At 62.6% G+C, this 18,922-nt stretch carries 19 protein-coding genes; all 19 read right to left on the reverse strand.

What is annotated here, in order from left to right; translation table 11 throughout:
• Positions 1-71 precede the first annotated feature (71 nt).
• Positions 72-293, reverse strand: a complete 222-nt coding sequence (locus FVQ98_RS13990; protein ID WP_147914070.1) for a hypothetical protein — start codon at positions 291-293, stop codon at positions 72-74.
• Positions 286-2,007: a hypothetical protein gene (locus FVQ98_RS13995; RefSeq protein WP_147914071.1), complete on the reverse strand. Its 1,722-nt coding sequence runs from the start codon at positions 2,005-2,007 to the stop codon at positions 286-288. The genes FVQ98_RS13990 and FVQ98_RS13995 overlap by 8 nt, the downstream gene beginning before the upstream one ends.
• A 373-nt stretch (positions 2,008-2,380) precedes the next feature.
• Positions 2,381-2,764, reverse strand: coding sequence for a hypothetical protein (locus FVQ98_RS14000; protein WP_147914072.1), 384 nt, complete (start codon positions 2,762-2,764; stop codon positions 2,381-2,383).
• Positions 2,761-3,087, reverse strand: a complete 327-nt coding sequence (locus FVQ98_RS14005) for a hypothetical protein (RefSeq protein WP_187265743.1) — start codon at positions 3,085-3,087, stop codon at positions 2,761-2,763. Before FVQ98_RS14005 ends, FVQ98_RS14000 begins: the two co-directional genes overlap by 4 nt.
• On the reverse strand, positions 3,078-4,259 hold the full coding sequence (locus FVQ98_RS14010) for a hypothetical protein (protein WP_147914074.1): 1,182 nt from the start codon (positions 4,257-4,259) through the stop codon (positions 3,078-3,080). The genes FVQ98_RS14005 and FVQ98_RS14010 overlap by 10 nt, the downstream gene beginning before the upstream one ends.
• Positions 4,260-4,262: 3 nt before the next feature.
• Complete coding sequence (locus FVQ98_RS14015) at positions 4,263-6,179, reverse strand: hypothetical protein (RefSeq protein WP_187265744.1); 1,917 nt, start codon at positions 6,177-6,179, stop codon at positions 4,263-4,265.
• Between the two features lie 2 nt (positions 6,180-6,181).
• A complete protein-coding gene (locus tag FVQ98_RS14020) occupies positions 6,182-7,900 on the reverse strand; it encodes a hypothetical protein (RefSeq protein WP_147914075.1) in 1,719 nt (572 codons plus the stop codon).
• 2 nt (positions 7,901-7,902) lie between these two features.
• On the reverse strand, positions 7,903-8,301 hold the full coding sequence (locus tag FVQ98_RS14025; protein WP_147914076.1) for a hypothetical protein: 399 nt from the start codon (positions 8,299-8,301) through the stop codon (positions 7,903-7,905).
• Complete coding sequence (locus FVQ98_RS14030; RefSeq protein WP_147914077.1) at positions 8,301-11,555, reverse strand: tape measure protein; 3,255 nt, start codon at positions 11,553-11,555, stop codon at positions 8,301-8,303. The genes FVQ98_RS14025 and FVQ98_RS14030 overlap by 1 nt, the downstream gene beginning before the upstream one ends.
• A gap of 99 nt (positions 11,556-11,654) precedes the next feature.
• Positions 11,655-12,410: a phage tail tube protein gene (locus FVQ98_RS14035; protein WP_147914078.1), complete on the reverse strand. Its 756-nt coding sequence runs from the start codon at positions 12,408-12,410 to the stop codon at positions 11,655-11,657.
• A 64-nt stretch (positions 12,411-12,474) separates the two neighbouring features.
• Entirely contained in the window at positions 12,475-12,924 is a 450-nt protein-coding gene (locus FVQ98_RS14040) for a hypothetical protein (RefSeq protein ID WP_147914079.1), read from the reverse strand.
• Positions 12,921-13,232, reverse strand: a complete 312-nt coding sequence (locus FVQ98_RS14045; RefSeq protein WP_187265745.1) for a hypothetical protein — start codon at positions 13,230-13,232, stop codon at positions 12,921-12,923. The genes FVQ98_RS14040 and FVQ98_RS14045 overlap by 4 nt, the downstream gene beginning before the upstream one ends.
• Positions 13,233-13,234: 2 nt before the next feature.
• Positions 13,235-13,468, reverse strand: coding sequence for a hypothetical protein (locus FVQ98_RS14050; RefSeq protein WP_147914081.1), 234 nt, complete (start codon positions 13,466-13,468; stop codon positions 13,235-13,237).
• 9 nt (positions 13,469-13,477) lie between these two features.
• Positions 13,478-14,500, reverse strand: a complete 1,023-nt coding sequence (locus tag FVQ98_RS14055) for a major capsid protein (protein WP_147914082.1) — start codon at positions 14,498-14,500, stop codon at positions 13,478-13,480.
• A 95-nt stretch (positions 14,501-14,595) separates the two neighbouring features.
• The gene (locus tag FVQ98_RS14060; protein WP_147914083.1) at positions 14,596-15,012 is read right to left on the reverse strand and encodes a head decoration protein; all 417 of its coding nucleotides are present in this window, start codon (positions 15,010-15,012) and stop codon (positions 14,596-14,598) included.
• 12 nt (positions 15,013-15,024) lie between these two features.
• Entirely contained in the window at positions 15,025-16,335 is a 1,311-nt protein-coding gene (locus FVQ98_RS14065; protein ID WP_147914084.1) for a S49 family peptidase, read from the reverse strand.
• A complete protein-coding gene (locus tag FVQ98_RS14070; protein WP_147914085.1) occupies positions 16,332-17,909 on the reverse strand; it encodes a phage portal protein in 1,578 nt (525 codons plus the stop codon). The genes FVQ98_RS14065 and FVQ98_RS14070 overlap by 4 nt, the downstream gene beginning before the upstream one ends.
• Complete coding sequence (locus tag FVQ98_RS14075) at positions 17,909-18,142, reverse strand: hypothetical protein (RefSeq protein ID WP_147914086.1); 234 nt, start codon at positions 18,140-18,142, stop codon at positions 17,909-17,911. The genes FVQ98_RS14070 and FVQ98_RS14075 overlap by 1 nt, the downstream gene beginning before the upstream one ends.
• Entirely contained in the window at positions 18,139-18,834 is a 696-nt protein-coding gene (locus FVQ98_RS14080) for a hypothetical protein (protein WP_147914087.1), read from the reverse strand. The genes FVQ98_RS14075 and FVQ98_RS14080 overlap by 4 nt, the downstream gene beginning before the upstream one ends.
• Positions 18,835-18,922 lie beyond the last annotated feature (88 nt).

The raw sequence follows: 18,922 nt of genomic DNA on the forward strand, positions 1-18,922 counted from the left end.
CAAGCCCATTTATTGACGATGACGGCCGCCAGGACGAAGGCGGCGATGACGAAGTATTCGGGTTGCACAGCTCACACCTCCAAAATCTCAATCGGCAGCGCGGGCGCCAGGCCTTCAATCACGCCGTCGCGCACAAACACCCGCTGGCCCACGGTGGCGGCGCCGCGCGCACGCAGCTGGCCGCCGCCTGGCAGCTGCACCACGGCCAGGCCATCGGTGATGGCGGTCACGTCGCCCACTTGCAGCGAGCGGTCGGGCATCAGGTCAAGAAACTGCTTGTACAAATTAGCCATGCGTCTGCACCTCCAGCGTCTGGCGCATCTTGGGTCGATCCCACGCCAGCGACATGCCGCGCACGTAGCCTTGCAGCACCTCGGCGCCGTCGGTGCGGCGGATGAACTGGCCGGGCAGGATCAGGCCGGTCTCGGGCAGCACGGGCAGCGTGAGACTGACCATGGCCTGCGCGCCGGTGTCGCTCAGGATGGCGCGGCCACGTTGGCGGGCAGCATCGGCGTGCGTGATAAGGGCGTCGGTCACCATGGGCGCCAGTTCATCGCCAGCGGTGCCGGTGCGGGTGATGCGCGCCAGCACGCCGGTGGCGCCTTCGCCGCTCACGTACACGCGGGTGTAGTCGGGTTTCTTGACCCATTCGACGCCCTCGATGCTCACGGGATCCATGGGCAGTTCAATGTCGGGTGCCAGCGTGCCCCAGTCCCACGGCGCCACGGGGTAGCGTGGCAGCACGCGCAGGGTGCGCGCTGTGGCGTGCGGCTGCAGGTAGCCGCCTGCGGCCTGCGCAATGGCGTTGAGCGCCGTGATGTAGCTGCCCTGGTGCGACCAGGTGCCGGCCGGCACCTGCCAGTCGGTCAGGCCCCAGTCCACCGCCCAGCCGATGCTGACGCCGTTGAGTGTCAGGACGTCGAGCATGAGCTGCTGCGCGCTGCGCGGGCCGCTGGGGTTGCCAAACTGCTGCGTGGCCGCGTAGGGCGCATCCAGCAGCGCGGCGGTACCGCGGCCCGAAACCTCGATGCGCGTCTGCGCAAACTGGCGGCTGCGGCGCATGCTTTCGACCAGCAGGCGGTACGGTACGCCGTTGACCTTGACCTCCACCTCGACCGGCTCACCGCTGCGCGCGGGCGCCAGCAGGGGCACCGCGGCCTTGTGCAGCGTGGCCGACCATTGCCAGGTCCACGAATCGGCGTCCAGACTCATGGCCAGGGTGTAGGCGGGCAACGGCAGATTGCCGTCGACGCGGCGCAGATCGACGTCGTTGATCACGATGTAGACCCTTCGCGCGGGCACGACGATCTGCGCTGGCTGCTCGCCGCCGTCATCCCGACACCAGAACGCCAGCACCCCCAGCGCCGACGTGTCCAGCCCGAATTGCAGCTTACCCAGGTCAGCCGGGTCGTAGCACAGATGCGGCGGCTCGGGCGGGATGGTGTGCCAACTGCGGCCGGGTGGCGGCTTGCGGGCGTCCTGCCAATGGCTGGCGAAGGCATGGGAGATGGGTGTTGCGTCACGCCCGTCCTCAACGATGAAACGGCGCGCGCCAGTGCCGTCCTGCCAGCGGCTCGCCACCGACGCCCGAAGGCGCTGCATTTCCTGCCAGTGGCTGTCCGCCGCATGGCGCAGTGGTGAGGCGTCCTGCCAGCGGGCTGATACGGCGGCGCGAATCCGCCCGGTGTCCTGCCACGCACTTGTTGCGGCTGAGCGCACTGGCAAGCCGTCCTGATACCGGGCAGCCACGACGGCGCGCAGGCGGACAGAGTCTTGCCATTTGCTCTCGGTGGATGAGCGCACAGGTGCGGCGTCCTGCCAATGGCTGGCCCCTGGCCGTTTGATGGGTGCGGAGTCCTGCCAATGAGACGCCACAGCCGCAGTGACTGGCTTGGCGTCCTGGTAGTGGCTGTGCACCATGTGCACCAGTCCCCGAGAGACGTTGGCGTCCCAACGCAGCCCAATCGAAGCATCCAGCGCGCCGATGTCAGCGCCAACTGATAGCATGACTCCTTGGCGGATACGCAGCGCAAGGGACAACGCCCCGATGTCTGCGGCCACCTCAAGATCAGCGGGTTCTGATGGCGGGGCGCTGTCATCGCCGAAAGCCAGGGTGCCGTTTGGTGGGCCACGGAAATCCAACGTCCCAAGGGCACTGGCGGACGTACTTTTGAGCGCCAGCACGGCGCCCAGTGACCCGATGTCGGCGCTGACACGCAACGCAGCATCAGAGGCCTGCGGCTCAGCCAGCCGGATGCTTGTTTCGAGTGCGCCAATGTCGGCGACGACACGAAGCTCGGTCGCTGGCGTGCCACCGTCACCAAAAGCAAGGATGCCGCCAGGGGGATCGCGGAAGTCGAGTGCGCCGAGTGGCACATTGCTACCCCAGCAGCGCTGGCTCAACCAGCCTCAACACACCACCGGCAATGAGCGTGGTGCCAGACACCAGCTTGAAGACACCACTTCCGGCTCCATCGGTGACAGAGCCCTCTCCAACCGATACCCCGGAAGCGCTGACCAGTTCCCCGTGGGCGGCGTCTCCGCCCGCAGCGATCAGATCGTCCTCGTCGGCTTGCTGCAATGCAATTTGCCCGGCAGCGTTCAGAATGCCGCAGGGCTTCTTCAGTTTGCGCACGGCCAGCAATGCGCCGCCAGCGCTTTCGTACAAATGGATGGCGGCTTGGCCCGGCCCATCGTCCAGAAGCTCAATGGTCGCGGCGTTGCGCGCACCTCTGTGCGCAACGGTGGGGATCAGCGCACTCATGCAGGCTCCAATGGGCCAGCGGCCACGGGTTTGTGGGTGCCGGTGTGGTCCAGGGCCACCGGGATGTAACGCTGCCCTAGCTCAAGGTCATCAAAGCGGTAGGCGCCTGTTCCTTTGACCGACCAGCCCTCGGCCACATAGCCGCCGCCTGTCTCTCGGTAAAGCCGCACGCGATAGACCAATGCAGCGGGGGCGCCATTGACCGTCACGATGTCCGCCACGCTGCCGCGCGGGGTAGACGGGCCGCCACCGTAGTCGCGCACCCTCAAGACGATTGGGTCAACCAGTTCGGTTTCGATGCTCGCGTGATGGGTCATCGCCACGGCCCCGTCACGTCAAAGAAGATGCCACCCTGCCTGCCGCCACCACCGACCCATGCCAAGGCCAGTTTGCGTCCGCTCAAGACGCCACTGCCAGGGATCGTGTCTCTGGCTTTCAGGGTCGGGTGGCCGGTCAGGTTGTCGTGCGGAACGCCATAGACACCTGCCACCACCGCACGGGGCGTGAAAATGAGTTCTTCCTGAGTCAGGAAGTACGAACAAATGCGCAAACGCGCATCGACGGCGCCGGGGTAAGGCCCAAAGCCGTTCGTGTCGGCGCCGCTTGCCGCCGCTGGGTTGCCGCTGGACTTTCGGCGGTGGCTCGTAATCGGGTCGCCAACACCGGAGATCGCGCGCTCGCTGTAAACATGGCCAACGTTGCCCAGGCCAAGTGCGCCAGCGGTTTGGCTCCATGAATTGTTGGCTGCGCCGCTGATGCGGGTGGCCCAAACGTCTCCTGTCGGGCTGAGTGCGCCAGCGTACCCAAACTCATGAATCAACTCGTAGGCCGACGAATCTTCGGGGGGGAAATTCACATCGAAGTTCGCTGTGACGCCGTAATAGAACACCCCCGTGTCACCACGCAACGTATAGCGGCGGGGTGTTGTGTTGGCCGAAGTGGACTTGAACCAGTACAGCCCACCATCCACCTGCGCATCGGTCGGAAACGGCCCTGTTCCAGCGTCTACGCCCGTCATCGCGTTGTAACCACGCACCCGCGCGAAAGTGGGCACGCTGTCGTCCACGCGCAGGTACCGCTGGGGAGTGGTGATGTCCAGGCTGCGGTACACAGCGCCGTTGGGTCCGCTGAATGCCTTCTCCCAACCCAGGGGGGCGTACTTGACGGTGATCGTGCCGGTCACCGGGCCATTCGGCGCGGTGGTGTTGAACTTGAGAACGTTGCCGCCCTGCGTCAGTCGGTGCTCGGCATTCAAAGCACCAGGCGTGGCGCCCGCCATCACAATGACGCAACCGTCCTCGAACACGTCCAGCGCGCTCATGTTCACGGTGCATACCCCGTCCAGGACGCTCGCGCTTGTTGCTGTCGCCAACCCCCAGCCGTTGATGAGGAAGGTGTCCAGCAGCGCGATGATCGCCCCCACAGTGCCGTTCAGCACGGGGGCGCCGCGCATGCCTTCATGGATGTATTTGACGCTGGTGTCGAGAATCGGCATGGCTTAAGCGAAGGGGTTGGAAGGTGGGGTGTCCACGTCGCCGCGCTGCTCGAACAGCACGCTGTAATCCCCACCGGGCGGGCTGCCTGGCTGCGTGCTGCGAATCGCGACGTTGGGGAAAGAGGCACCAACGGTGGGCACAAACAAGGTGTTTCCTGCCGCCCAGCCGTTGCCCCAGCCTGCGGCGCGGATCGTGAAGTACGGGGCGCCGCTGGCGGGGTTGATGGGCGAGAAGTCGGCGTTCTTGGTGCCGGAAATGAGTTGGCCGAAGTGCTCGCCAATCAGGTCGAACGTGGTGGCGTCGGAGCGGAACCGCAGCGCCCAACGCTCGGTCATTGCGCCCAGGTTGTTGATCTCAATCGGGTGGTTGGTGCTGTCATACGACGCAACGGCGCTGGGGCCTTGTGGCGTGTCCTTCCACGTCACCCCGTCCCATGTCTGCTGATCGAACACCGGCAACACGCGGGCGAAGCGGTCACCCTGGCGCAGCGCACTGGACACCACCGCGCCCGCTGGCAGATCAATGCCCAAGGCGCTGCGCAGCCGCACACTGCCATCCATGCGCACCTCGGCCATCTGGCGGTACACCTCTTGCCGCGCATACACGGTGACCTGTGACGGCCAGCCGGTCAGATCGGTGAAGGTGACAACGCCCGTATCGAGGTCAACGGTGTAGCCGTCCTCCATCGCCACGCCATCCGGCCCCAGCACGCGGACCAGGGACAGGCGGTCGGTGCCGATGTTGTAGGGCATGCCCACGCTGGGCGTGAACGCCGGGCCGCTGATGGTGATGGCGGGGACCAGCAACTCACCAGCGCGGAAAGTGACCACGCGACCGTCAGCAGGCAACGCGGTTGGGTCGAGGCCCAGCAACTCGCTGTCGATGGGCAGGAACACCAGGCTGACCATGGTGTAGCGCAAGGTGGTTGGGTCAACCGGCCAGGGGCGCCAAATCTTTCCAGCCTCGACTGCGCCCACATCTGCGGCGCTGTACCACCATTCGGCCTTGTCCTTGGCGGTCAAGTCGGCGTCCACCACGAAGTCACCGAACATCAGTTCAACCGCACCTGTGCTGAACTCGACCCGACCGCGCATGTGCGTGCCGGTGATGTTGCCCTGTGCATCGACGTTGGCGGTCAGCACGTTGCCCAACGTGTCCACCACGCTGAGCACGAAGCCGCCCGGACCAGGGCGAAGTGGCGCAGCAGCGGTGTTGAAGAACAGCGATGAAGTCTTCCAGCGCCCGCGACGTGTCATCAGGCTTTGCAAGACGAAGTCCTGCGGCCCCGAGCCACCCACAACCCAATCGGTCATGAGCGCCTGACCTTCCTCGGAGTTCAGCGTGCCGCTGACAATGCCGGGATTCGTGGCGGTTCGGCCCCGGTAGATGACTCCTTCAAAGTCTTGGTAGACCTGTCCCATCCACGCGAACTGCACACTGCCGGGAACGATGGGATCGGACGTGTAGGGTGTGAGGTCGATCAGGAAGCCGGGCGGCGTGTACGCCATGCTCTTGCTGATGGGCGCCGACGAGCCGACGCGGTAGCGCGCAACCCCACTGCTGCCCGCCAGAACCTGTTCGCCCACCGACGCGGTGCCGTATTCGCCGCCACGCTTGCTGTCGCCAGAGCTTGAGCCGCCACCGTCGGCAACAGTCGTGCTGAATTCCTTGGCGTCTTCGTAATCGGACTTGTACGCCTCGGTGGTGCGGCTTTGCTCCACAACGCGCACGTTGAGTGCCCGCGATGCGTATGCAAGGGTGCCCAACCCTGCGCCGAGATTGCCCGCCCCGTCATCCGTGACGGTGCGGGTAGTGACGATGGTTTTGTCTGAGGTCTTGCCGGTTTCTTCGGTCAGCGTGGCGCTGCTGCCGCTGGTGGTGGTGATCGCGAACGGGCGCGTGACTGTTCTGATTGCCATGGTCAGTTCGCCTGCTGCGGCCAGTTGTTGGTGGGGTAGGTGACGCCCTTGCCAGCTGTCGCGGCAGGCTCGTAGTACTCAGGCACCGCGCGGGTCGTGTAGGTGACGGTGCTGTTCTTGCTGGCGTTGGTGGTGGTCAGGTTGCCGCCACTGGTGTTGCTGACGGCACGCGCCACGGCCCATTGCAGACTGAAGGTGCCCGGCGCCGGTTGCTGGGCAAGGGTGATGGCGACAAAGCCACCAGCATCGGGTGATGGCAAGGTCAGGATTTCGGTGACCAGCGTCTCTAGCTGATAGTCGGCTGTGAATTCAGCGTCAGGGTCTGGCATGTACGCTGGGCGCACCAGAACCGTCCGGCTGAGGTAGTCGATCAGCCCTGTCCCGTCGCCGGTCAGCTTGCCTGCGCCGTCGTCCGTGATGGTGTGCAGCGTGCCGCCGCTCATGTAGGGCAGCGAAAAAGAGCCGGGGATGACGCTTTCGTCCCCCGTACCGTCCGGCGCAGCGCCGTCCAGCACCCACGCCATCTCAGGGCGGCGCACTTGCAAGCCCTGCCCTTTGCGGTCGGTGTAGCCAACCGTTTCGCCGTAGCTGATGCTGACGATGGTGCCGATGTCCGGCAGCCCTTGCAGCGTGACCGGCACGATGCCGGTGGCATAGCTCATCAACCCGCTGCCTGACCCGGTGAGTTGCCCCGCCCCGTCGTCCGTGACGGTGTAGCGCTGACCCATTGACCAGTACGTGATGGTGACGGTGCCAGGCGCTGGCAGCGGGCGCAGTTGGAAAACGTACGACCGGCCAACGTTGGCAACGTTGATCTTGATGCGCTGCGTGTGCGGGGTAACGCCCACTTCCACCCGGCGCGGCGACTCGGCCAGCATGGCGGTACGTTCTGACGCAGGCCTCTGGTCAGCGCTGATGGCTTCCGACCGGCTGTTGGGCACCAGCCGGGAATGGATGGTGTCCAGGTAAATGACGGTGTCGGACTTTTGCGCGGGCTGTGCCAGCCGCGCCGCGCCATAGAACATGCCGCTGTCGTTGTAGACCGTCTCTCGCAGGATCGTCTTGTTGGGCTCACGCGCGAAGTAGCGGTTGACCTCGGAGCCAGGGAAGCTGTAGCGCAATGGCTCGGACAGTTCCACCGTAGTGATCTGCGCAAGGAAGTCCACGGTCTGGCCGTTGACCGTGGCCGTCACCATGCGCTGCTTGGGGTCGGCGGAACGGATGCGCACCCGCTGACGCACTTCGCCCAACTGCCCCTCGTTGAGGATCAGCATGTAGACCAAGCCGATGCCGGGCGGCTCGGCGCCAGGGCGCTGGAAGATTTGCAAACCGCGCTGCGTCGCGCCGTGGGGGCCAAGCAGGTAGCCCGCGAACTCCACGCTGGGCGACATGCTCGATTCGATCTGCTCGACAATCTCTTTGCGTGTGGCAAAGGGGTTGCGCGTGGACATCAGCGTGAAGTCCACGTTGGGGTCGTTCGCTGGCTTGGCGATGATGATGTTGGCGCCCAACAGTGCCGCCGTGTCGGTGTTGCGCAGCACGGTGTGGAACTGGCGGATCTCCACGCGACCAGTTGCGCGGGTGTCCTCGCTGATGTCAGGAAACAGCGTGTTGCTGGCGCCGTCCGGAATCAGCTGCGATGTGGGCGGCCCGCCGCCCTCGGGCACGTCGGCCATGTTGACTGAGCGGGCGAAGCGGATGTCGGCTTGTTGGAGGGGCATGATCAGACTTCGATAAAACGGAGCGTTGGCACGTACCAATCGGTCGGGATCGGGTCGGAGTAATCGACAACCTGCGTGGCGGAAAACGGCTCGTCTTCACTGGTGTCGAACATCACTTCGAGCACCCGGTCGTCGTGCAAGGTGAGCGTTAGAACTGCGCCGGGGATGGCAAGAAGCGCTTTGACGGCGTCGCACTCGGCACGCGTCATCCATGCGTGTCGTTCGCCGCCTTCCAACGTGACTGGCAATCCCGATTGCTTGGCTTGGGTGTCCCAAAGAAGCACCCCGACCGTGCTCCACTCTTTGGTCGAAACGACCGGGCTGCGCTTGTATTCGTCAGTCCAAATGAGGTCAGGAGGCAGGGTAAGAACCGTGCCGCCGAGTGCGAGAGTGATAGCCATTACGCGGATGCGCTCCGGGCGTTTGCGACATCGCGGAACAGCTTGTCTGCGAACTTTTGGCTTTCCAGATCGGCGTAGCGAATCTGCCCCTGGCCGCCAGGGATGTTGATGTTCATGTTGCTGACGTAGGACACGCCTTGCTGGGCTTTTTGTCCCGAAGCCATGCCGCCACCCGATGCACCGCCCGCAGAAGTTCCGCTCTTGTCTGGCCGTCCGAGCGCGGCCCCGCCGCCACTTTTGCCGGTGGCCTCTACGATGGCCGATAGGCGCTCGTACTCCCGGCGCAGATTGGTGTAGTACTCCTGATTGCCTGGGACATTGGCAACGCCGTACTTGGCAGCTTCGTCCAGCTTGATCTTGATGTTGGCCGCCTCGATGGCCTCTTTCATGCCGATGGCGCCTTCGCCAAATAGCTTGGCGATGCGCTGGTTCATTTGGGCCTCTGGTTCGACGCTGGATAGTCGGCGCCCCTCGGAGTCCAAAGCAAACTTTTGGGCGTCATACGCAGCGCCCTGAATGGACTTGCTTACCCGCGACCACCCTTCAGCGATCTCGTCCGTGGATGCAACGCCATCTCTGGCCGCCTGCTTGGACTTTTCTCCAAACTCGCGCAGGTGGTTCAATTCGGCCTGCTGCAGCGTGATCAGCCGCGTCTTGGATTCGGCCACCAGCTTCTGGGTTTCAGCGGCCTTGATGGCAGCATCAATACTCAGGCGGCGTGCCGGTTCAAGCTTTCCCTCGGCCTCAAGTTGAGCCTTGGTTGCCTGGAGTTCTGCAATCTTGGCTTCTGCGAGCGCAATCTCCGCCTGTTGCTCCACACGCATGATTTCAATGGCAATCTCGCGCTGCCTCATTCGCGCTTGCTCAGCGGCTTGCGTGTTCCCTTGCAGGGTGTAGAGGCGCTCTTCGACCTGAGCCTCTTGCAACGCAATCTGCAACCCAGCCGACTGCGCAGATAAGGCCGCCTGCCTCGACTGAGATTCCGCCTGGATCATTCGCACCTTGTCCGCGAGAGCATCGTTGTATCGAGCAATGGCGGTGGTGGCAGCGTCTTGAGCTTTGTTGTACTGCTCTTGGCTGATCTTTCCGGCGTCAAGTTCGGCTTTTGCTCGTTGCTGGACTTCGATCGCCTTAACCATCTCAGTACGCGACTTCTCTACCTGCGCCGAATGATCCTTGTTGGCATCGGCCGCGATCTTCTTGGCAAGCGCTTCACTACGTGCGGACTCGGCAGATTTGCTCGACGCCTCTGATTCCGCCTTGAGCTTCTCGACCTTCTCCGTCAAAGACTTGATATGTTCGGCGCGCGCCTTCTGCTCGGCTTCATCGCCTGCAATCAAGTTTTCCTTGGCGGTCAGTTCGGCCTGCGCAATCTCCAAGGCATTGCGCCTCGCTGACGCGACCGCATCGAGTTTGGCGGCATAGTTCTCGCTCGCCGCAGCCGCAACCTCAAGTTGCTCGACCTCGTTGCCGCGTAGCTGTGCCAACGTGTTAAGGGCCTCGCCCTCCGATTTCGCGGCGTCAGCAAGCTTTTGACCGTTCTTTGCAATCTCTTCCTGCGCCTTGCCTGCCTCACCCATCGTTTGACCAATGGCAACCCACTGCTGAGATAGCTGCGCAAATGCGGCGCTTGACGTTCCTGCGGTTGCGGCAGTGGCTGCGATGCTTCTGGTTGCCGTGTCCGCCCCGGTCGCCACACCAACAAACGCGTTGGCTGTGGTCTGCATCCGGGCATCGGCTGCGTCGAAGCTCTCTTTAAGTTGGGTGCCAACCTCTTTCAGAGCAGTGATCTTCTGCGCGGTGGTCAGGCTGCGGTCGGCCAGGATGCCAATAGAGGCGGCTGCTGCGCCGATGGTTCGGCCCAAGCCCGTCAATAGCTCGACCAGCCCTTGCAGCGGGACCATGACCACGCCAAGCGCTACAGCCAAGCCCTTCACGGCCATGGTCATAACCTGCATGCCACCGGCATCGCCGATGGAGGTCATGACGCCGTTGATGGCGGTTTTCAGGCGCTCCCAGGATCCCTGCAGGCCATCATTGGCGCCCTGCATGGATTTGAGCGATTCGGCCAGCGCGGGGAAAAGATCGCGCGCCGCCAGCCCGCCCGATTCAACGAGCTTGATCAGCTGCTGCTCGGTCAGGCCCAGGCCCTTGGCGGCCAGCGACAGCGCGCCGGGCAGAGATTCGCCCAGCTGCTGGCGCAGCTCTTCCATCGACACGGTGCCCTTGCTGGCCATCTGCCCGAGGGCTTGCAGCACCAGCGATGTGCGCTCACCAGACAGGCCCAGCGTGGCGCTGGCCTTGGTGACCGACGCGAACAGCTCGTTGGTAACGCTGATCGGGATGTTGGCAGCGTGAGACGCAGCGGCAAACGACTTGAACGAGTCGCCCAACGCCGCGAACGAGACACCAGCCTCATTACTGGTCTTGCGCAGGAACGCAATCTGCTGCTCAGCGACACCAGCACTGCCATAGATCGCAGTCATGGCGCGGCGCATGCCGTCTAGCTGGATGTTGGCTTCTACGAAAGCCCGTCCGGTTTCCTGAACCTTCGACGTGATCGAGGAAAAGACGTTTGCAAGGACATTGCCCGCAGCGATCTTGCCGATGCTCGCGGCCCATCCGCTGGTTGCAGTCGAGGCTTCTTTTGCTGCCGTCGCGGCCTCTCTGGCAGCCGCATTAGCCTGCTTGAGCGCGGCGGCCTGCTCTTTGGCCGCCTGCTCTGCGCTGCGCTGCGCTGCCGCTTGTTGAGCTAGTTCGCCCGAGAGAGAAGCGGCAGCTTCTTTGGCCTGCGCCAGTTCGCGCTTGAGAACCTGCTGGTTCTTGGCGAGTCCGTCAACGGACAAGCCGTAGTTGCCCAATGCGCTACGGGCCTGCGTCAGCGCGTTCTGGCTGTTCAGGTATTCGGCGTTAGCCGCCTTGACGGCATCCTTGAGCTTTTCGAGCTGAGCCGCCTGTGTCTTGGTCGGCGCGTCGGACTGCGCGATTTCACGCGCCATGGCCTGCGCGGCGGCTTGCGCTTCGCCCAAGGCTTTTGCGGCGTCAAGCGTCTTTTGCTTGAGGTCGAAGAAATTCGCCGCAGCCTGGTTCTTGTTGCCCAGCTCACGCAGCGCATTCGCAGCTTGGTCGGCCTTGACCTTTAAGTCACCATCTAGCGTTTTTCCAAGGCGCTCGATCTCGCTGGCCAGCTTTTCAACATCGGCATCACCGCTGACATTCGCGGATATGTCGTACTTGATCTTTGGGTCGGCCATTTGAATTCAGGGACTTTTTGGTGCGAGCCCAGCGAAAGACGCGCACAAAAAAGCCCGCACGGGGCGGGCTAAAGGCCTCAGGAGAGAGGCAGGGAGGGATTAACCGATCAGGACTTCGTAGCCTTCGGTCTTACCGGCAGGCGTCACGATCTTTCCGCTGAGCTGGATGGCAACGAAGTCCGAAGCCAAGAAGTCGAAGGCATTGGAAGCGCCGAGAACGGCTTCCCACACGTTCACACCCAGCGGCGAGCCGTCCACCATGTTTTGGCCGTCGAAACGAGCGCGGCAACGAACCTGCGGGTTGCGGCCACCCAGGATGCGGGTGCCTTCCGAAGCGACAGCGGTGTAGCTGACTTTCAGGCTTGCACCAGCACTGATCGCACCACCGGCCTTGACGACCAGAATGCCGCGAACGTAGTTCACGTCATAGTCAGTTCCCAGCACATACGTGGTTGAGCCGCTGGAGTTGGTGACCTTGAAGCCAGCCGACGCGATGTTGCGGTTTGCCAGCTTGTTTTCGCCCACCACTGCCGTGGTGATTGCCTCATCAGCAACCGTAGCAGCGCCCTGGTTGAACGCTTGGACTGCGCCCTGAAACTGCATGGCGAACGCGCGGGCATTGGCTGCCGCGATTTCGATGGTGATTTCAGTGGGCGACGGCAGAATCACCGAGGCGCGGGCCTGACCGTAGTCCAAATGAGACTTGGAGGTAGAGGTCTTTTCTTCGAAGTTCGGTTTGATTTCGAACTTGTCGGCGTCAACCGGCGCTTCAAAGCCAGACCACGTTTGCGAGGCCGGGTCCCACAGGTCAAGGGACACCAGGCCAGCGCCTAGTACTGCGCGTGCTTCAGACATGGCAGATTCCTTTCAGGCATAAAAAAACCCGCCGTGTGGCGGGTTGGATGGGGTTGCGTGCGACCTAGAAAGTCGGGTCGCGGTACTTGACGGTGAAGGTGCCCAGAACGAGCGACCCTCCCACGTCAAGGTTTTCGAGTTGGTAGCTGACGGCGGTCTCTCGGACTTGGCCGGTGATGCGCGCGCCCTTTGCGGTCATGTCCTTGATGGAATCTCGGATGACGCGTTTGAGGGCGCGGTAGTCGGTGTGCGCCTGCTTGCGGCTTTGCTTGTCGCGGGAGATGGCCCCCACTTGGAACGTGAAAACACGATCCATCGCATTGCCGTTTTGGTCTTCCAGCGAATCGGCAGCGTCCTTGAACAACAGGAGCCGCTTACCCTCGCTGATCGCCTCAGGTTTGGATGGGTTGTCCACCAGCTTGACCCCGGCAAAAGCGGGATCGGCCTTTAGCGCTTCCATGACGGCCTCACCTATCAGGTAGGGATAGCCCAGTGGAGCCACATCAGGCGTCATGAATCACTCCGACTCAAGAGGACGGTCGATTCAAGACCGTCATTGACCCGCATGGGGGTACTGCGCACCAGCCACTTCGTTCCAGGGAGAACACCGTTGCCGCCGCTGTCTTCGATTTCGTCACCCTCGCTCAGCTCAATGCTTTGCGTTGGGTAGTGAATTTCGTGCTCTGCGGTAATGGCATAACCGTCCAGAGCTTCCTGGTCAGCCACGCCAAAGATCGCCCGGAACACCACGCCCGTTTCACCGTGCGTGAAGTCCCTGGCGAACTCGCCGAAGAACACATCGAAGTCAGCGGTCAAGTCCACGGTCAGCCTTTGGTGGGCTTGTGGTCTTTCGGCTCTGGCTTGGCTTCTGCCTCGGCCTTGCCGTCTTTGGACACATGGCCCGCATCGATCAGCGCCTGCAGATCGTCTTTGTCCAGACCAGTCACCGACTGGCCGGGGTTGACGACACGCGAAACACCAGCTTTGACAATGCGGCCGTTCACGTCGCGCTCAGGCGGCGTGGACAGGTCAAGAGTGACGTTTGAGGTGTATCCCATGTCTACCCCTTAGACCGAGGCCACCAGCGTGCTGTTGGGGCGGTACGGCACCATCAGCGGGGCCGACTGCGCCAGCACAATGCGAGCGGACGGGTCTTTTTCGATCCACGACTTGATGTACAGCGAGGACTGCACCATGCCGCCTTCCATGGCCTCAATGTCCTGAATCGCTCCGAAGTGGCGGACACCTTCGAAGCCAGTGCCGATGCCGATCACCGTCATGTTGGGCACCATCTGCTTGGTCGTGCCGTCGCTGTCGGTGTAGGTCTGCTTGGGCAGAACGTAGACCGCAACGCCGTCCAGATCACCCACATACACGGCCGCGAACTTGGCACCCGGAATATCCGAGCTGATGGTGTTCGAGCCGCGACGGTTGGTATCCATGCGCTTTTCGAAGGCTGGGTCTTGCGACAGCAGGGCAAAGGCGTCCTGCGTCATGTTCCACTCTTTGACCGGGCTTTCCATGCTGTTGCCCCAGGTCGCCAGATCGGCCACTGGGGAAACACCGGCTTGGCCCCACTTGCTGGCGCCCGCCTTGACAATGGTGTTGGCCGGGTCACGACCAAAATCCACCACCACGGCCGGGTAGTAGTCACCCGCCACCGTGACCTTGCCAGCCACCAGTGCCTGGGCAGCCATCCACTCCAGACGGCGAGCGTGGCGGGCCTTCTTCTTGCTGATTTCGTCAGCAATAGCGGCTGCCAATCGATCCGTTGCAGACATGGTGCCGCCGATGGCCTCACCAATGCGACGGGTCAATTGACCGCCGGGCGTGAAAGGGTTGCGATCCTTCGTGTAGGCCGGGCGGAAGGTCTTCACTTGGAAGCCTTCACCCACCACGTTCTGACCTGGTGCGCCCGGATGAACGAACGGCGCCAGTTTCAGATCGGAGCCTTCCACGTCGAAGGAGATTTCCTGACGGTCGGACAGCACTTCGCGGGTGAAGTGGCGATCCAGCAGGCCCGTTTTCGGCTCAGGCAGAGCCGCTGCCACGCCGTTGAGGGTGGCTACGTCGAAATACAGATCGCTCATTTGCGACCTCCAATGAAAAAAGCCCGCGCTAGGCGGGCTGGTTGACCGGAAACAAAAAACCCCGCCGAAGCGGGGTGGTGTTGCGTTGGACTGGCTTAGATCGCCGGTTGTGCGGCAGAGCCGAGCGGTGCGCCGTAGCGCTTGTGCAGATAGATGCCAGCGTCAGCCAGGGCGGCGCGAACGCTGTCGGGCGTCTGACCAGCGCCGTAGCCAATACGGTCCTGGTTGAAGTCCCCGCGCACGTACATGTCCACTTCCGCATCAGCGGTTGCGTTCATGTCGTGCATCAGCACGCCCACAGGGTTTTGGCTGCCATCGCTGGCGGCGGCAGTGGACTGCACAAGCTTGCCGCCAGCCGTCACCTTGCCCAGCAGAGCGCCGCGCTTGAGGTTTTGACCGGCAGCCAGGGTGCCTTTTTCAGTCCACAGATGGTGATGGTTTGCAGCCACCAGCTCATCTGCAACAGGCGAGTTCGCCAGCGTCACACCAGCGGCCAGAGAGGTATCAGACATTGCTTGAACTCCTTATTGCTTGACGCCAGCGTGAGCCAGGATGGCGCCCACAGCGGCTTTTTGCTCGGCCTCTTTCGAGGGCGCGGCGTCGGTGACAGGGCTTTGCGCCGCCGCTTCAGGCGCATCCGCATCCAGCGCGGCAGTCGTGGCCTTCATCGCGGCACGTTGGGCCGCCATGACCGCCATAGCCGCTTCGCCAGGGGTGGTTGTGCCATCCATGGCCAGCTTGTCGATCAGCGCTTCGTGGCCGGGCATGGATTGCTCGCGGACGCCTTGGATGCGGTCGCGCTCTTGCGCAGCACCCAGAGCCATGAATTCCGCTTTCACTTGCGCGAAAAGCGGTGCGTGGTCTTGCTCCAGAGACGCACGCGACAGGGTTTCATCGGACATTGCCGTGGTTCCTTTCGGTGGTTTCGTGTCTTTGGGTGCAACACCGGCACCTTTTGACGGGGTGGGCAGACTGAAAACGGCCTTGCGGCGTTTCGAGAACTGCTCCGGCTTGGTGGCCAGCGCGTGAATGAGTTGGTCCGTAGCGGAAACACCGTCCGCTAGGCCCGCATCAATGGCTTGCTGACCGTTGAACACACGGCCATCGGCCATGTGCTCAAGCACCTGCTCTGTCGATGCGCCACGGTTCGCGGCAACGGCATCGACAAAGACTGAATACAGGTAGTCCACTTGGGACTGGAGGTAGGCGCGGCCCTCTTTGTTCAGCGGCTCGCCGCTGGAGCCCATGCGCTTGTATTTGCCTGCGGTGATTTCGGTCACCACACGACCCTGCTCACGCGGGCTGTAGTCGTGTGTAGCGACAACGCCGATGCTTCCCACGGTGGTTGTCGGGCCGGACACAAACACGGAATTGGCTGCGCTACCGATCCAGTAGGCGGCGCTGCACATCACACCTGACGCAAGGGCAACAACCGGCTTCTCTGCGCCGAATCGGCGAACGGCAGCGCCCACTTCTGGCACGCCGTGAACGTTCCCACCGGGCGAGTCGATGGCGAGAAGAAGCGAGTTGACCGCCGGGTCTGCCAGCGCCTCAAGAATGGCCTTCTCTGCCAATTGGGCCGATACGCCACCGCTGATCTGCGTGAACAGATTGGCCTTGGGTGCAATCACGCCATCCAGGCTCAGCATGGCCACGCCGCCGTCCAAAACTTCGTAAGCGGTGGCTTGGTTTTGCAGTGGTCGGCCAAGCTTCGCCTCGACAGCATCAATATCAATCTTGCTGCCGTTCAGGTGCGTGGCGTAGATCGCCTGAAGCTGGTGCAAGCGGTCAGGCTCAATGGCCCACGGCGAGCAAAGAATGTCCTGCAGGGTCATTCGGTAGGTTCCTTGGTTGGAGCCCCGGATGGTTGTGGTTGTGCTGCGGCGCCTGGGGCGGCTGCGGGCAGCATGTCGGCAGCGGCGAGGCGTTTGATCTCGTCGGCCTTTTGATCGAATGTCTGGTTGAAGTCGGTGCCGAACAGTTGCCACTCGGCTAGTTCACGGGTCATCAGGCGGGCGTCAATCGCGCGGGTGTAGGCCTCAACCTCATCCTTCGGATTGATCGAGCCCATCGAGTCGCCGGGCCAGCTTGCGCGGGTGTAGGCCCAGCGCAAGAGTGGATCGGTGAAGAAGCCTGGGGCAGCGATTCGACCCAGGGACACAGCCTCGGCTAGCCATGTTTCGTAGATCGGCTGGCAGAACGAGCCAGCCAGCCAGTAGCGCATGCCCCGGAAGTACACCCATGCGTCCAGCAGCGCCGCCTTTGATGCGGAGTAGCTGCTGTTGAACTGCTTGATCAGCACTTCCCGCGGGATGCCCAGGGCCATGCCGATCTGGGTCATGACGCCTTCAATGAAGGGGGCAAATTGCGGATTTGGACGCGACGGATTGACCGTTACTGGTTCTTCGCCGGGGGCCAGGCCAACAACAGCGCCCATGCCCAGCCCGATTTCACCTTCGGTCGGAACCACGACTTCTTCACCAGCAAACGCTGGGGATGCATCGCCGCCTGGCGTCTTGATGAACACCGTGAGGTAGGCGGAAATGACCGCCGCCATGATCTCGGCGTCTGAGTACCGCCCGATCTGCTTGATGCAATCGATGATTGGTGTGAGGTACGGAACGCCGCGAACCATGCCGGGCCGCTTCTTTTGAAAGTGGTGCAACATGACGCGGCGACCAGAGGCGCCGATACGCTTGACCCAGCGGCCTTGATGCGACAGCCCTGCCCCGGCCATCCAGGCGCCGGGGTGAACGTCATACAGGTGGTAATCGGTGGGCACGCCGGTGCGTGGATCAAAGCGAACGCCTCCCGCCTCAGTGGCGGTCATTTGCTCAATCAGACTGGTTGGCCCAACCCGATCAGCTTCAATGGTTTGCAGGCGCAGCGCATAGGGCTGAGAGCTGGTGCGCTGTCCGTTGGGCATCAGCGTAAAGCAGTCACCGCTTGCCAATGCCCCGCCAAGAGTCAGTGCTTGTTTCTCGTAAAAGTTCTGTGTGCCCTCTTGGTCGCAGTCGGTGCTGTCTGACCACAAAGAGAATTCGGCCTGGGTTTTCGCCTTCCACTCGGCGGCTTGATCGGCAGACCAGCCAAGCACTTGGCGATTTGGCTGTGCCACCAATGCGAGACCAGTTCCGACAACGCGATCCAGATTGGTTTGGATCGCGCCCGCAGCGATGGCGTTGGTGCGGATCAGTTCCCGGCTAGCGGCTCGATTGAATGTGAGTTCTGGAAGCGTGTCAGTGCGCGCGTCATGAGCACGCGGCCACCAAGTACGGCGTGCTGGGGTGGCGCCCTGCCCCATACCCGGCAGCGTGTAGGCTGGGCCGTCCACCGTTGCCGAAATGCCCGAACGCGCGGCATCTAGCACGGCCTGCGACTTAAGCGTGTTCAGGTAATTGCCAGGCATCAGTAGGGACGGAGATAGAACACACCCCGGCGCTTTACGCGATTGGGGTTGTCCACACAGTTGTCGATTTGGTCTTGCAGGCTTTTGATCTCGGCGCGGATTTCCGCCAAGTCAGCACGGCGCAGGCGGCGGGCGCTTTGGCCCTGCCCAATCGTGTATTCCTGCGACTTGAGTACGGCGGCCTCGGCTTCCAGATACTTAGCAAGGCGCCCGGTCAGATCCAAGTAGCTCATGCCTGCCAGCCCTTCGCCACAAGATCATTCAGGGCGCGGTTGAATTCGCCTGGAAACTCGCGTTCTGCGGTCTTTTCGACCACGGCCTCAAAGTTCAGGCGCGGGCGGTAAGTCGGAGCGGCCTGGGTGAAGATGAACAAGGGTTTCACTCGTCGGTTCTTGCCGCTGCCGCTGGTTTCCCAAATGCCTCGGGTCTTCTTGCGGCCTACAGCACCCACGAACAACCCTGTCTTGGCTTTCTTCGCCCCATCGGCACGGTTGAGCATGTTGCGGATAAATGCGCCGCTCTCGTATTTGCTCTCTGGCAGATCAACAGCAGGAACAGCGCGCTCACCCGGCTTCAAAAGGCCGCGCAGGCGCAAGGCTTGTTCAAAGCGCTTGGCATTGCGGATGCCGCCATAAACCTCGGGGAACAGAAAGTGCTCGGGCGCTGTCCCTGCGGCCTTGGTCTTGACCATGACGCGGGCGGTCAGGTCGTCTTTCTTGGCGGCTTGGACGAACAAGGCATTTAGCGTGTAGGGGCGCGGGTTGTTGAACACCCGGCGCATTTCGTCAGGAATGTCCTTCTTGGCCGCCGTTTGAGCGGTACGGGTCAAAGCCGTGGCTGCCGCGTAGGGCACAAGGCGTCCGTGAACGGCGCGCATCCCCTGCACCAGGCTACCAATTGATCCAGTGCTTTTGACGGTGAACATAAATGGGTGCCGGGGCCGAACCTTCCAGGAGACAGAAGCAACGGAGGGGTTGAAGGTCGCCCCGGCGAAAAGATGTCTATCGACCAGC

The sequence above is a fragment of the Ottowia flava genome (assembly GCF_008017535.1).
GTDB classification, from domain to species: Bacteria; Pseudomonadota; Gammaproteobacteria; order Burkholderiales; family Burkholderiaceae_C; genus Ottowia; species Ottowia flava.

Excerpts from the sequence above, each read along its gene's own strand:
- FVQ98_RS14050 (WP_147914081.1), bottom strand. The coding sequence starts at position 13,468 with ATGGGATACACCTCAAACGTCACTCTTGACCTGTCCACGCCGCCTGAG.
- FVQ98_RS14060 (WP_147914083.1), bottom strand. The coding sequence starts at position 15,012 with ATGTCTGATACCTCTCTGGCCGCTGGTGTGACGCTGGCGAACTCGCCT.
- FVQ98_RS14055 (WP_147914082.1), bottom strand. The coding sequence starts at position 14,500 with ATGAGCGATCTGTATTTCGACGTAGCCACCCTCAACGGCGTGGCAGCG.
- FVQ98_RS13995 (WP_147914071.1), bottom strand. The coding sequence starts at position 2,007 with ATGCTATCAGTTGGCGCTGACATCGGCGCGCTGGATGCTTCGATTGGG.
- FVQ98_RS14075 (WP_147914086.1), bottom strand. The coding sequence starts at position 18,142 with ATGAGCTACTTGGATCTGACCGGGCGCCTTGCTAAGTATCTGGAAGCC.
- FVQ98_RS14000 (WP_147914072.1), bottom strand. The coding sequence starts at position 2,764 with ATGAGTGCGCTGATCCCCACCGTTGCGCACAGAGGTGCGCGCAACGCC.
- FVQ98_RS14020 (WP_147914075.1), bottom strand. The coding sequence starts at position 7,900 with ATGCCCCTCCAACAAGCCGACATCCGCTTCGCCCGCTCAGTCAACATG.
- FVQ98_RS14065 (WP_147914084.1), bottom strand. The coding sequence starts at position 16,335 with ATGACCCTGCAGGACATTCTTTGCTCGCCGTGGGCCATTGAGCCTGAC.
- FVQ98_RS13990 (WP_147914070.1), bottom strand. The coding sequence starts at position 293 with ATGGCTAATTTGTACAAGCAGTTTCTTGACCTGATGCCCGACCGCTCG.
- FVQ98_RS14070 (WP_147914085.1), bottom strand. The coding sequence starts at position 17,909 with ATGCCTGGCAATTACCTGAACACGCTTAAGTCGCAGGCCGTGCTAGAT.
- FVQ98_RS14010 (WP_147914074.1), bottom strand. The coding sequence starts at position 4,259 with ATGCCGATTCTCGACACCAGCGTCAAATACATCCATGAAGGCATGCGC.
- FVQ98_RS14030 (WP_147914077.1), bottom strand. The coding sequence starts at position 11,555 with ATGGCCGACCCAAAGATCAAGTACGACATATCCGCGAATGTCAGCGGT.
- FVQ98_RS14025 (WP_147914076.1), bottom strand. The coding sequence starts at position 8,301 with ATGGCTATCACTCTCGCACTCGGCGGCACGGTTCTTACCCTGCCTCCT.
- FVQ98_RS14035 (WP_147914078.1), bottom strand. The coding sequence starts at position 12,410 with ATGTCTGAAGCACGCGCAGTACTAGGCGCTGGCCTGGTGTCCCTTGAC.
- FVQ98_RS14015 (WP_187265744.1), bottom strand. The coding sequence starts at position 6,179 with ATGGCAATCAGAACAGTCACGCGCCCGTTCGCGATCACCACCACCAGC.
- FVQ98_RS14080 (WP_147914087.1), bottom strand. The coding sequence starts at position 18,834 with ATGTTCACCGTCAAAAGCACTGGATCAATTGGTAGCCTGGTGCAGGGG.
- FVQ98_RS14040 (WP_147914079.1), bottom strand. The coding sequence starts at position 12,924 with ATGACGCCTGATGTGGCTCCACTGGGCTATCCCTACCTGATAGGTGAG.